A 13,105-nucleotide genomic window follows, 5' to 3' on the forward strand; every position below is an offset into this window, starting at 1 on the left:
ACGGATAGATGGTTGCTTCGTATTGTAAAATCCTTTTGACAACCGGTTTCATCATTAGAATAAACCTATCTTTATCCGTCAAATCAAAAACCACATAAGGACTATACCACAATGAATAAAAAAACGACCATCTACATCCTTCTAGCCTGTGCTGTTATCGGAGGTGGATATTTCCTCATAAATTCAAAAAAAGACAAGAAAGAAAGTGGCCAATCTGCTGTCAAAAAAGATGCTCCTGTCGCCGCGCAAGCGATTATTGCGAAGTCATCCGTAGCAGATCGGTCGATCAATTTATCTGGGAGTATCGATGCCGAAGAAAAAGTTGAAATCAGAAGCGAAGTAAGTGGTCGAATTACAAAAATTTACTTTTCCGAGGGGCAACGTATCCAACAGGGACAGCCGTTGATCAAGATTGATGATATTGAACTTCAGGCACAACTGAAGCAAGCACAAACGACAAATCAGCTTAATGCAGAAAATGAGCGTAGGGCAAAACTATTACTTCAGAAAGGCGCAATTAGTCAGGAAGAATTTGACATTGCCAGTGCGGCGTTAAAAACTGCACAGGCGCAGATCCAGTTGATTCAGGCGCAGATTTCCAAGACAACTGTGCGTGCACCATTCAGCGGTATGATCGGCTTAAGAAACATTTCCGTAGGTGCAATCGTCTCATCCAATACCCTAATCGCAAATTTAGTCAAAGACAATTCAGTCAAGATTACATTTGCCATTCCTGAAAAATACAGTAATATGGTTAAGTTAAATGCCCCCATCGAATTTAGCGTCGCCAATGACCCAACAGTCATAAAAGCAAATATTTATGCGATCGAACCTGAAGTATCCCTTGACACCCGAACATTGACTGTCCGTGCCCGGACAGCGAACGAACAAGGTCGGCTTCGGGTAGGGTCCTTCGTCAATGTTATCCTGCCGATTGAAGTAGAAAATGATGCTATCGCCATCCCAACGGAGGCCATCGTTCCTGTTCAAGACGGAAAAAAAGTATTTATCCTTCAGAATGGGCTGGCTAAAGAAACCAAAGTTGAAACCGGTTCGCGCACGGATAAAGAGATTGTAATTTTATCTGGAATAAGTGCCGGAGACACGGTACTGACAACAGGTGTTCTGGCATTAAAAGATGGAGTGAAGGTTAAAGTTTCACTAGCTAACTAACTGTACATGAATTTATCCGCCGTTTTTATAAAGCGCCCCGTTTTAACTATTGTTGTCAATATTACAATTATTCTATTTGGCTACATTGGTTTTAGTTTTCTAGGCGTTCGTGAATACCCCTCCATTGATCCGGCCATCGTATCGGTTCGTACCAACTATGCTGGTGCCAATCCCGACATTATCGAGTCCCAGATCACAGAACCTCTGGAAAAGGCGATCAACTCCATCGATGGAATTCGCAACATATCCTCTTCGAGCAATCAGGGATCAAGCAATATTACCATCGAATTCGATTTAAAGAAAAATCTGGAAGAAGCTGCCAATGATGTGCGTGACAAAGTATCGCAGGCTGTCAGAAGCCTGCCTCAAGATATTGACGCCCCTCCTGTCGTATCAAAAGCAGATGCAGACTCCGACCCGATCATTACGCTGACTCTACAGAGTGAAACCAGAGATAAGCTTTCACTGAGTGATTACGCTGAAAACGTTATTTCCGAAAGGCTACAGACTATTCCCGGGGTCAGTAGCACGCAAATTTATGGTCAGAAACGTTATGCTATGCGCCTCTGGCTCAATCCCGACCGAATGGCTGCCTACGGCATTACCGCTTCCGATATCCGGACTGCGTTGAACAACCAAAATATTGAACTCCCTTCTGGTAAAATTGTTGGTAATACCACTGAATTAACTGTAAAAACAGTTGGCAACCTTTCCACTCCCGAGCAGTTTAACAACATTGTCCTAAAAGCAGATAGCACACGACTGGTCAAATTTATTGACATCGGCCGTGCTGAAATTGACGCTGAAAATTTAGAGACAAAAATGGTCAGCAACGGTAAACAGCTGGTCGGTGTGGCCATTATTCCTCAACCGGGAACAAATTACCTGGATATCGCCGATAATTTTTACAAGATGCTGGATCAGATGAAAGAGGATATTCCTCAGGATATCAGCATCAATATCGCTTCTGACAATACCAAATTCATCAAAAAGTCCGTTGTTGAGGTAGCAGAGACCTTACTGATCTCCATTATATTGGTTACACTGATCATCTATTTTTTCTTCCGTGACTGGGGAATAGCTCTACGGCCCTTATTGGATATCCCCGTATCACTGATCGCAACTTTTTTCATCATGTACATTTTTGGGTTTTCGATCAATGTGCTTACCCTACTGGCGATTGTTTTGGCAACAGGACTCGTCGTGGATGACGGAATTGTTGTCACCGAGAATATTTTTAAGAAGGTTGAAGAAGGCATGTCTCCTATTGAAGCTGCTTTAAAGGGTTCAAAAGAGATTTTCTTTGCGGTCATTTCCATTTCAGTCACACTTGCTTCTGTTTTCTTACCGGTGATATTTCTGGAAGGCTTCGTCGGTCGTCTGTTTCGTGAATTCGGGGTGGTTATAGCTTCGGCCGTCCTGGTATCGGCCTTCGTTTCCCTAACCTTGACCCCCATGCTCAATGCTTACCTGATCAAAGGTGGAGGACATAAAAAGACCCGCTTTTATGAATGGACCGAACCCATGTTCGTGAAAATGAATAAGGGGTATGCCAATAGCCTAGATAAGTTCATGAAGATCAAATGGATCAGCTTCCCGATCTTACTGGTCTGTTTTGCCATTATTGGAGTGATCTTCTCTTCCATCAAAAAAGAAACCGCCCCTTATGACGACCGAAGTAGCATTATGGTCAATGTCACAGGTCCCGAGGGAGCCACTTATGAATATATGGACCGTTATATGCAAGAACTGGACAAGCTCGTTTACGATTCCATTCCGGAAAATAAGATTAGTTTAAATATCACTTCTCCGGGTTTTGGCGCCAGTTCCGTCAACTCCGGACGGATTCGTATGACCCTGGTCGATCCGGAAGAACGTACAAAGTCGCAGGATGATGTTGCAAAAGAGCTAACCAAATGGACAAAAAAATACGATGGCGTGCGTGTCAATGTTTCGCAGACACCAACCATTTCCATGAACCGTAGAGGCGGTTTACCGGTACAGTACATTATTCAGGCACAAAATTTTGAAAAGCTCCAGGAGAAGATCCCGGAGTTTATGAATGAAGTGAATAATGATCCTACATTTTCAACAACGGATATCAACCTGAAGTTTAACAAACCCGAACTTCATGTCGAAATTGATCGGTTAAAAGCCTTGAGTATGGGGGTATCCGTACTTGATGTCTCTCAGTCACTTCAGCTGTTGTTAAGCGGTCAGCGTTTCGCTTATTTTATGCGTGACGGAAAGCAATATCAAGTAATCGGACAGGTGGAAAACGATAGACGGGCCACGCCAACAGATCTAACCTCAATTTATGTCCGCAATAATATCGGACAGCTCATCCAATTGGATAACGTCGTCAATGTCAAAGAAGAAAGCAGTCCGCCACAACTTTACCACAATAACCGTTACATGTCAGCTACTGTTTCCGCCGGACTTGCACCCGGTATGAGTATGAGCGATGGCATCGCTGCGATGGACCGTATCAAGGAGAACGTACTGGATCAGAGTTTTACAACCGACCTTAGTGGCGAATCCCGCGATTTTGTGGAAAGTAGCTCCAATACCCTATTTGCTTTTGGGTTAGCCCTGTTGCTGATCTATTTGATATTGGCGGCTCAATTTGAGAGCTTCCTCGATCCATTTATCATTATCCTTACCGTGCCAATGGCAGTAGCAGGTGCCTTGATTAGTTTATGGCTATTTGATCAGACCTGGAATATATTCAGCCAGATCGGAACCATTATGCTGATCGGTCTGGTGACGAAAAACGGTATTTTAATTGTTGAATTTGCCAATCAGATGCGGGAAGAGGGTATGGAAAAATTTGAGGCCATCATGCATTCGGCCGAGTCTCGTCTGCGACCTATTTTAATGACCAGTCTAGCCATCGCACTAGGCGCCTTGCCAATTGCCATGTCCCTGGGAGCCGCCTCGACAAGCCGTATTGGTATGGGGGTTGTTATTGTTGGCGGTACCATATTTTCGTTGATACTGACCTTGTTCATTATCCCTGCAATCTATTATATGTGGTCAAAACCAAAGAAACACAGACCTGAATTTGATAACATTAAAAGCTACGAATAGATCAGACATGAAGAGAAATATAATCATCACACTGTTGCTTAGCTTCATCCTGTTTCAAGCCCGTGCGCAACAAGTACTAACGCTGGAGGAGGCTTTGACAACCACCCTGAGCAACAACTTCAATATCCTGTTGGCAAAAAATGACAACAAAATAGATATCGAAAATACAAGTCTCGGTAGTGCCGGAATGCTCCCTGCGGTCACCGGAAGCTTTAGCCGGAGCAATTCTATTCAAAATTCCCGTCAGGTAAGAAATGACGGACAGGTGCAGCAGATCTCCAACGCCAAGAACGACAACATGTCCTATGGAGTCAATCTTAACTGGACAGTATTTGACGGATTTGGTATGTTTGCCCGTCGCGATAGATTCAAAGAAATACAGCGCCAAGGTGAAGCCGAAATCAAATTTGAAGTGATCAGTCAGTTAAGCGAGGTCATTGCCACCTATTACAACCTGGTACAGCAAAAACGTTTATTGAATGCCTTAGACACGACCATTACGCTATCTCAATATCGTGTCACGCTGGCCGAAAACCGTCTGGAAATCGGAAAGGGATCCAAACTGGATCTGTTGAATGCAAAAGTCGACCTAAATACAGATCAGACCAATTTACTCCGTCAACGCGAGAGCTTCCAAAATACTAAGACCTACTTGAATCAGCTAATGACCCGCGATCTGGACATCGATTTCCAGGTCGAAGATGAGATGAAACTGGATACGGATCTTAAATTGGGTGATCTGATCCAGATAGCGGATCAGCAAAATCCACAAATTCAATTGGCACTCATCAATAAAAGAGTCGCTGAACTGAATCTAAAATCCGTCAAAGCGGAACGTTATCCCAAAATCGGACTGAATACAGGGTATAATTGGAATGAATCCCACTCCTCTTTGGGTTTCTCGACTGAAAACAAAAATAAAGGGCTCAACTATGGTGTGACGGCTTCACTGAATATTTTCAACGGCTTTATCCAAAACAGAAATGAACGAATCGCGAAATTTCAGATGCAAAGCACAGAAATACAGATACAGCAGCAAAAACAAAATATACAGGCACAAGTTCGGACACTCTTTCAAACCTATATGACCAATATCGAATTGGCGAACGTAGAAAAAAAGAACGAAGAGCTGGCCAAAGAAAATCTAAACATTACCATGGATAAGTTTCGTATCGGAACGATTACGACCCTGGAAGTAAGGACGGCACAGTTGAATTACATCAATGCAATGACCAGAAGCTATACGGCGCAGTACGATGCGAAAGTTTCAGAAATACGCCTGAAGGAACTCACTGGCGAAACCTATTAACTATGATAGACAATCCTTTCAGTATGAATTGCCAAGAGAAAGGCTCCTACGAATGTAGGAGCCTTTCTTATTAATAGTCAATTGCAATAATCGACCGAAGCGGGATTAATACCCCACTTTTAATCTGGATATATCTATCGGTTAATGACCACACTGTGGTTTCGATACGCTTTGGTCCGGAATCTGTTTGAAAGGCTATTTCAGTTTTGGACTTAAATTCATTTCCCAACCGAAGGGCCCCTTTCAATTTATCCATAAACGTTGCTGACTTATCTTCGCTCGCAGGGATAAATTTAAATTGAGGAATTTCCTCTTTAGCTATTAGTTCTCCAACCATAATATTAGCATTTAATGTGTAAATTTAAAGTTTCGCGCTACACTAGATATAACGCGATAAAACCAATCTTATTTTATTATTTTATGCCATTGGCTTATTTAAATCTACCTAATCTGATGATAATAATCAATTAAATAATTGAAAACTATCATTTATTTTACAATAAAAAAACGATTGGCGGTTTTCGCTTTTTTCTTCCGTTAATGCCTGAAATTTGCCATACAATACAATATTATCTGAATATCTTAAAATTATGTCATTTCATTTTGATTTAAGGGATCAAATCAGTCATATTGCCTAATTTTGCAAAAAAACTACATAACAGATGGAAAAATCAGTCTTTGAGAAAAACTGGGAAATTTATTTCACACAATGCTACTCCAATGGTCGTATACGTTTCTCCGACTTGTCAAATATTCTTCAGCTTACTGCTGGCGAGCATGCAACTAATATCGGTTTCGGTTTTAAGGAAATGGCCAAACACAACCAAACCTGGGTGCTCAGCAGAATGCGTATTGAAATCAACAGACTGCCCAAATGGATGGACATTGTTCAGGTAAGAACATGGATACAGGAACTGGAAGGTGCGCGCTCTACGCGTAATTTTGAAATTCGGGTAAATGGACAAGTATATGTCACGGCCACAAGCTATTGGGCGGTGATCAATACAGTTAAAAGAAGTTCTGAGGATCTGGCCATTTCTACAGATGATTTTACAACTTATCCGGATCGCCCTGCTACACAACGACCTTTCTCAAAATTAGATATTTCTCAATCTGTCAAAAATATTGATCAATATAGCGTCAAGTTATCCGATCTTGATATTGTCAACCATGCCAATAATGTCAAATACCTGGACTGGTGTATGGATAGACTGCCAATCGAACTGGTTCTGACCAATCAGATCAAATCGTTGGAGATGAATTACCTCAGAGAACTTCGTTATAATGACACAGTTGACATTAATGGGGATTCGACCGACAAGGGCTATTTCATGACCGTCACAAAACAACAACGTATTCATTTTGCACTGGAGGTAGAGACAAAATAAAAGCGGAGGCCAAGGCCTCCGCTTTTATTTGACACAACGCATAGGTATTATGCGAATGCTTTATCGCCTTTTTTGTACGGAAAGTTTCCGTCATATTTTCCGGGGATTTTAACAAAACGCAATGCTTTTGTACAACCTAATTCCGAATTAAAGAAACCCGTCAATGTCAATTGTTTAAACATCGTGAACCAGTGTGGTGGATCATTTTCTACGTAATTATACAATTGATTTTGTTTTTCTTTATTTTTCTCCAGGATATCTTTTTGCTCTTCGCCCTGTTTCTTGTTAAATTCGTTTGCTTCTTTATCTAAAGCTGCAGCTACCGCTGTCCGATCTTCAGCTGAAAGTTCAAGGAAAGGTTTTCCCTTCACTTCTTTCGCTTTATCATCCAAACTAGCAAAACCAGTTAAAAATGCTTTTTGCTGCTTTTCCGTGTAACAGTCACGGACCATTACAGGAATAAAGCTTCCCACGCCAGCTTCTTTTGCACCGGGAGTTGCAGTTGCCGGTAGGATAGCTTCCGCTAAATCACCTAACAAATCTGTTGTTTTTGCCTCAAATAAAGCCTGCACATCCTTTGTAGCCGAACGCGTACAGCCTTCCAAAAATAAATTGGCGCCGATAACGGTACCTCCTAAAATCAAGGCAACCCGTTGTAATGCTTCTCTTCTATTCATACTACTAAATATCTTAATTTTAGAAATTATATTTCATTTCCCAACCTTGTCTGTAATTACGTTTGACATACTGATTCACATGATCAAAGTTTGTCACACGCATATTGTCATTATCCCATAACAATTTTAGATTACGTCCTGGATATTTTCCATCTAAACGTAAATCAGCGCCTCTAATTGCTAGGTTAGCCATCAACAAAGCTTCAGTTAATGGACCAGCAATTTCAAATGGTGAACTTACTTCTTTTTTACCATAACCAGCTTGACAAGCTTCCACCCATTGTGCATAGTGACCAGCTTCTTGTCCGGGTACACGAGCATATTTCTGCGCAACTTGATCTTTTCTTGATGTTGGTAACAAACGTGCATTTTGACCGTAAGTATCAGCCAAGATCTTACCTTTTGTACCGACCAACAAAATACCGTTACCACCGTCACCGAAGATTTCATTTGGCCCCAGTTCATCCGGACGAGCAGGTTGAATACCACCGTCCATCCAATGTAATGTTACAGGACCATTTGTACGCGGAGTTTTAGGGAACGTCAATGTCGCATGACTTGACGGCGGACAGCTTTCTGGGAAATAACCACGTTTGAATTCATCCACATAAACAGAACCTACTGTTGCCTGTACATCTTGTACATAAGTCAGGCCTAAGGTGCTGAAAGGAACTTCCAATAAGTGGCAACCCATATCACCAAGTGCTCCGGTACCATAATCCCACCAGCCGCGCCAGTTGAAAGGTACCAATTTATCCACATACTCTTTGTATGGGGCAGTTCCCAACCAAAGATCCCAGTCCAGCTCTTTCGGAATTTCCGCTTTACCCGTTGGCCATGCAATTCCTGAAGGCCACACCGGACGGTCAGTCCAACAGTATACCGTGTGTACATCGCCGATTAAACCAGCTTCGTACCACTCACGGACAAAACGAGGACCATCATTTGATGCACCCTGATTTCCCATTTGGGTAACCACTTTGTATTTCTTGGCAGCATGCGTCAGTGCTCTTGCTTCCCAAACATCATGAGTCAACGGTTTCTGAACATAAACGTGCTTGCCCAGTTGCATTGCCGCCAATGCCTGGATTGCGTGCTGATGATCCGGAGTCGAAACAGAAACAGCTTCAATGCGTTTATGTTCTTTGTCCAACATCTCACGATAATCTTTATAATATTTTGCTTTTGGGTAACGTTTCAATGCTCCAGCAGCACGACGATCATCCACATCACATAAGAACGCCAGATCCGCTTTGCCTGAATCATGAAATGCGTTAATGTCGCTGAACCCTTTACCACCTACACCTATACCAGCCACTTGTAACTTGTCACTAGGAGCAATGAAACCATTTCCTCCTAATACATGACGAGGAACGATCATGAAAGCTGCCGCAGCAGTTGCCGCAGTCTTTAAAAAATCTCTTCTACTCGACTTATTTGAGTTATTTTCCATTTGTTATCAATCTTTAGCTATTAGATATTACCTTTTTTCAATTCACTAACCGCAAAATCGACTGCACGTGCAGTAAGCGCCATATATGTAAGTGATGGGTTGACACAGCCTGCAGAAGTCATACACGCACCGTCCGTAACAAATACGTTCAATGCATCCCAGACCTGGTTATTCCCATTTAATACCGATGTTTTAGGATCGCGTCCCATACGAGCTGTTCCCATCTCGTGGATACCTTGGCCAAGTCCATATACATTATCATAAGTATAAGTATCTTTTACGCCAATGCTTTCCAGCATTTCCTTCATCTCATTTTGCATGTCACCACGCATCTTCAATTCATTATCTTTGATTTCGGCATCGAACGATAGCACAGGTAACCCCCATTTATCTTTTTTGCTCTTATCCAGCGTAATTTTATTTTCATGGTACGGTAAAGTCTCTCCAAATGCCGTGAAACCTACATTCCAGGTACCAGGTTCACAGATCGCATCTTTCCATGCACCACCAACTTCCATCTCGGCAACAGCACCGGACCAACGGCTGCGGCTTGCAGCACCCTGATAACCAAATCCGCGAACATAGTCACGTTTTTTCGTATCGCCTTCAACGTTTACGAAACGCGGCACATAAAGACCTGTCGGACGACGACCAAAAACATAGCTATCCAAATATCCTTCTACATTACCACCGGCACCACAACGGAAATGGTGATCCATCAAATTGTGTCCAAGCTCACCGCTGCTACTTCCAAGACCACCTTCCCAAACATCGGTCGCTGAATTCATCAGCACCCAAGTCGAGTTCAATGCCGACGCACAAACAAAAATTACCTTCGCAAAGAACTCATAAGTCTGATTCGTTTCAGCATCAACAATTTCAACACCTTTTGCCTTTTTGGTGTTTTTATCGTAAATAATCTTTGTTACGATAGAAAACGGACGTAATGTTAAGTTATTCGTTTTTTTTGCGGCTGGTAAAGTTGCCGATTGTGTACTGAAATAAGCACCGAAGTTACAACCCAACCAACATTGGTTTTGATATTGGCAGTTGACACGGCCCTCATGTGGAACCGTTATATTCGCTGTACGTCCCATGATGAAATGACGTTGGCCTCCATATTGTTTTTTCAAGCGCTCAGCCAAATCTTTTTCAACAATGTTCATCGCCATTGCGGGCATATAATCACCATCTGGCAAAGATGGCACGCCATCTCTATTTCCCGAGATACCAGCAAATTTTTCAGCATAACTATACCAAGGAGCAATATCTTTATAACGGATTGGCCAATCTACACCATGACCATCCTTTAAATTTGCCTCGAAATCCAAATCCCCCAAACGATAAGATTGTCTTCCCCACATTAAAGAACGACCACCGACGTGATACCCACGGTACCAGTCAAAGCGTTTTACTTCTGTATAAGGACTCTCTTTTTCGTTCACCCAAAAATCCAGGTTCTTTTCATTCAAGGGATAATCTCTACGCAAAACCGGATAATCTTCGATCATCTGCTGCGTACGACCACCAGCATGAGGCCATTCCCATGGATTTTTATTTGGCGCAGTATAATCTTTGATGTGTTCGATGTTACGACCACGCTCTAGCATAATTGTTTTCAGCCCTTTCTCTGTCAATTCTTTCGCAGCCCATCCACCACTTATCCCAGAACCGATTACAATCGCGTCATAAGTATTTGTTGCCATCTCTCTTCTAATTATTTGTTTTTAAATAGTTATTTTTTCTGTTTAGTGTGCAGCGTTCGCATTATCCACTTTCTCATCTTTAAAAAGAGCTAAGAAGATAAAAAATACCACCGCGGCAATAATTGCGGGTACGACCCAAGTATGGTTCCAAAAACCTGCTAAATCAGTTGCCTTTAAATCTTTGTATTTGTCCCCTACGTAACCTGCTACCCAGAAACCGATCAACTGACCAACACCATATGTTGCCAAAGTGATTAAGCCCTGTGCGGCAGATTTGTATTTAACTCCAGCTTTACTATCTGTATAAATTTGTCCCGAAACAAAGAAAAAGTCATAGCAGATACCGTGTAAAGCGATACCAATAAGCAACATAAATGAAAGTTCACCCGCATTACCATAAGCAAACAGCAGGTAACGGATCACCCATGCCAACATCCCTACCAAGATCGTCTTCTTGAATCCAAATTTTGTAAAGAAAATTGGTAATGCCAACAAAAACAGTACTTCAGATGCTTGACCTATCGTCATTTTACCAGTAGCATTTTCTAGTCCTATTTCAGAAAGAAAAGGGTTTGCATTGGAATAATAGAACGCCAATGGAATACAGATTAATACTGAGGATACAAAAAAGATCAAAAAGTTCTTGTCTTTCAACAATTTAATGGCATCTAAACCAATAATTGATGCAAATGATGGTTTTTCATTTTCATCCAATTTCACCGGAGGTGTTTTAGGCAATGCAAAAGAAAATATACCCAATACCAAAGAAGCAATCCCAGATAGTAAGAAAGTATTTTTTAATGCTCCCTCAGACGCCTTTGCATCCCAAAAATAGCTGATAACTAACCCTGCAATGATCCAACCAATTGTTCCCCAGATACGTATAGCTGAGAACTGCTTTTCTGGATTTGTTAATTGACGAAATGAAACCGAGCTTGTTAAAGCCAGTGTTGGCATATATAGCACCATATAGGCCAATACATAGGGATAAAAAGTAGACATATCGGTCGCACCATACATCTGATACATTAATACGGCACCCACCAAATGCAAAACACCCAAAATACGCTCGGCATTAAAATAACGATCGGCAATCATTCCTACAATAAAGGGAGCGATAATAGCGCCCAATGACTGTGTCGAAAAAACATTAGCCTTTTCAAATTCTGTCGCATGCAGATTCTTACTCAGAAAAGTGCCTAATGTGACAAACCATCCCCCCCAAATAAAAAATTCAAGGAACATCATGAAGGACAGTTTAAATTTTATTGTTGATGAAATCATAAATAAATGGTGTTTTACAATACTACTAATTGGTTTTACCTGCTCAATTTAAGAAATTAAATCTAATTGTCAATAGTACACTATTAAAATATTACAAAAAGCTATCTACTTCACGGTAGGCAGTGACCAATCGATCTTCGCCCTCCTTGCCTGGCTTAGAATTACCATGTTCCATCCCCATGATACCTCTATATCCCTTACTATGAATGTGTTTGAATACGTTTTTGTAATTGATTTCGCCCGTCGTGGGTTCTTTCCGTCCCGGATTATCGCCAATTTGGATATAGGCAATTTCATCCCAGCAACGGTTCATGTTAGCAATCAAATCTCCCTCCGTACGTTGCATATGATAGATATCGTACAAAATCTTACAGGATGGGCTGTTGACAGCCTTACATAGGGCGTAGGTTTCATGCGTTTGTTGCAAAAATAACTCCGGGGTATCGCTCAGCGTTTCAAGCACCATCACCAACCCGTGGGGCTCGAAGATCTCTGCACCTTTACGCATTGCTGTAAGAATATTGCTGAATTGATTTCCCCAGGGAAGTCTTCGCTCATAGAATCCAGGGACTACCGTAAGCCATTTTGCGTTACAGCGTTTGGCCGCTTCGACAGACTTATGACAAGTTTCGACAAATTTATCCAAAAATTCCTGTTTGCCTGTTGCCAAGGAAGGCATCCAATTTTGGCCGCCATCAACCACAAATACCCCCATGGTCATCCCCAATTTGGCCAATAGTTCCCCTATTTTCTTTTGCTCATCTAATGTACGGCCGAGATAGCCATTATCTTCAATTCCACGAAATCCCAAATCATACATGTAACGAATTTCGTCCAGAAAATTGTCACCTGCATGATTCTTGAACATCCCTTGATGGGGTGCATAATTTAGATTAAATGTCTTTCCTTTATCCATCATATTGGTTGCATTTTGATTTGTTGAGGCAAATGTATGCCCAGATAATCCGGCTCCAGCAGCCAAAAGGCCACTTTTAATAAAATCAGATCTTTTCATTTTTGTTTAT

Annotated in this window: 10 protein-coding genes; 4 read left to right on the forward strand and 6 right to left on the reverse strand. The window is 41.7% G+C overall.

Going from position 1 to position 13,105, the window contains the following annotated elements; genetic code table 11:
• The first annotated feature begins 111 nt into the window (after positions 1 to 111).
• From DCO56_RS01430 to DCO56_RS01440, 3 genes are read left to right on the forward strand one after another with little or no spacing between them, the layout of a single operon-like run.
• On the forward strand, positions 112 to 1,173 hold the full coding sequence (locus DCO56_RS01430) for an efflux RND transporter periplasmic adaptor subunit (protein ID WP_108631993.1): 1,062 nt from the start codon (positions 112 to 114) through the stop codon (positions 1,171 to 1,173).
• A gap of 6 nt (positions 1,174 to 1,179) precedes the next feature.
• Positions 1,180 to 4,263 carry an efflux RND transporter permease subunit gene (locus DCO56_RS01435; protein WP_108631994.1) on the forward strand — a complete coding sequence of 1,028 codons (3,084 nt, stop codon included), beginning with the start codon at positions 1,180 to 1,182 and terminating at the stop codon, positions 4,261 to 4,263.
• 7 nt (positions 4,264 to 4,270) lie between these two features.
• Complete coding sequence (locus DCO56_RS01440) at positions 4,271 to 5,572, forward strand: TolC family protein (protein WP_108631995.1); 1,302 nt, start codon at positions 4,271 to 4,273, stop codon at positions 5,570 to 5,572.
• 70 nt (positions 5,573 to 5,642) lie between these two features.
• On the opposite strand, the gene DCO56_RS01445 is transcribed toward DCO56_RS01440, so the two are convergent.
• Positions 5,643 to 5,909 (reverse strand): hypothetical protein, encoded by a 267-nt coding sequence (locus tag DCO56_RS01445; RefSeq protein ID WP_172394354.1) that lies wholly within the window; start codon positions 5,907 to 5,909, stop codon positions 5,643 to 5,645.
• A gap of 325 nt (positions 5,910 to 6,234) precedes the next feature.
• Between DCO56_RS01445 and DCO56_RS01450 the strand changes: the two genes are divergently transcribed.
• Positions 6,235 to 6,960, forward strand: a complete 726-nt coding sequence (locus DCO56_RS01450; protein ID WP_108631996.1) for an acyl-[acyl-carrier-protein] thioesterase — start codon at positions 6,235 to 6,237, stop codon at positions 6,958 to 6,960.
• Between the two features lie 47 nt (positions 6,961 to 7,007).
• Here DCO56_RS01450 and DCO56_RS01455 read toward each other — a convergent pair whose 3' ends face one another.
• The 5 genes from DCO56_RS01455 to DCO56_RS01475 all read right to left on the reverse strand — a co-directional run bounded on the left by DCO56_RS01455 (position 7,008) and on the right by DCO56_RS01475 (position 13,095).
• Positions 7,008 to 7,637, reverse strand: a complete 630-nt coding sequence (locus DCO56_RS01455) for a gluconate 2-dehydrogenase subunit 3 family protein (protein ID WP_108631997.1) — start codon at positions 7,635 to 7,637, stop codon at positions 7,008 to 7,010.
• Positions 7,638 to 7,656: 19 nt separating this feature from the next.
• Positions 7,657 to 9,090 (reverse strand): Gfo/Idh/MocA family protein, encoded by a 1,434-nt coding sequence (locus DCO56_RS01460; protein WP_108631998.1) that lies wholly within the window; start codon positions 9,088 to 9,090, stop codon positions 7,657 to 7,659.
• A 20-nt stretch (positions 9,091 to 9,110) separates the two neighbouring features.
• On the reverse strand, positions 9,111 to 10,796 hold the full coding sequence (locus DCO56_RS01465; RefSeq protein ID WP_108631999.1) for a GMC oxidoreductase: 1,686 nt from the start codon (positions 10,794 to 10,796) through the stop codon (positions 9,111 to 9,113).
• Between the two features lie 42 nt (positions 10,797 to 10,838).
• Complete coding sequence (locus tag DCO56_RS01470) at positions 10,839 to 12,077, reverse strand: nucleoside permease (protein WP_108632895.1); 1,239 nt, start codon at positions 12,075 to 12,077, stop codon at positions 10,839 to 10,841.
• Positions 12,078 to 12,171: 94 nt separating this feature from the next.
• The gene (locus DCO56_RS01475; protein ID WP_108632000.1) at positions 12,172 to 13,095 is read right to left on the reverse strand and encodes a hydroxypyruvate isomerase family protein; all 924 of its coding nucleotides are present in this window, start codon (positions 13,093 to 13,095) and stop codon (positions 12,172 to 12,174) included.
• Between the last annotated feature and the right edge of the window lie 10 nt (positions 13,096 to 13,105).

It is taken from the genome of Sphingobacterium athyrii (genome assembly GCF_003071065.1).
GTDB lineage: Bacteria > Bacteroidota > Bacteroidia > Sphingobacteriales > Sphingobacteriaceae > Sphingobacterium > Sphingobacterium athyrii.

Bases quoted from the DNA above. Each gene is read 5' to 3' on its own strand.
- DCO56_RS01465 (WP_108631999.1), bottom strand. From the start codon at position 10,796: ATGGCAACAAATACTTATGACGCGATTGTAATCGGTTCTGGGATAAGT.
- DCO56_RS01435 (WP_108631994.1), top strand. From the start codon at position 1,180: ATGAATTTATCCGCCGTTTTTATAAAGCGCCCCGTTTTAACTATTGTT.
- DCO56_RS01455 (WP_108631997.1), bottom strand. From the start codon at position 7,637: ATGAATAGAAGAGAAGCATTACAACGGGTTGCCTTGATTTTAGGAGGT.
- DCO56_RS01430 (WP_108631993.1), top strand. From the start codon at position 112: ATGAATAAAAAAACGACCATCTACATCCTTCTAGCCTGTGCTGTTATC.
- DCO56_RS01445 (WP_172394354.1), bottom strand. From the start codon at position 5,909: ATGGTTGGAGAACTAATAGCTAAAGAGGAAATTCCTCAATTTAAATTT.
- DCO56_RS01460 (WP_108631998.1), bottom strand. From the start codon at position 9,090: ATGGAAAATAACTCAAATAAGTCGAGTAGAAGAGATTTTTTAAAGACT.
- DCO56_RS01450 (WP_108631996.1), top strand. From the start codon at position 6,235: ATGGAAAAATCAGTCTTTGAGAAAAACTGGGAAATTTATTTCACACAA.
- DCO56_RS01475 (WP_108632000.1), bottom strand. From the start codon at position 13,095: ATGAAAAGATCTGATTTTATTAAAAGTGGCCTTTTGGCTGCTGGAGCC.
- DCO56_RS01440 (WP_108631995.1), top strand. From the start codon at position 4,271: ATGAAGAGAAATATAATCATCACACTGTTGCTTAGCTTCATCCTGTTT.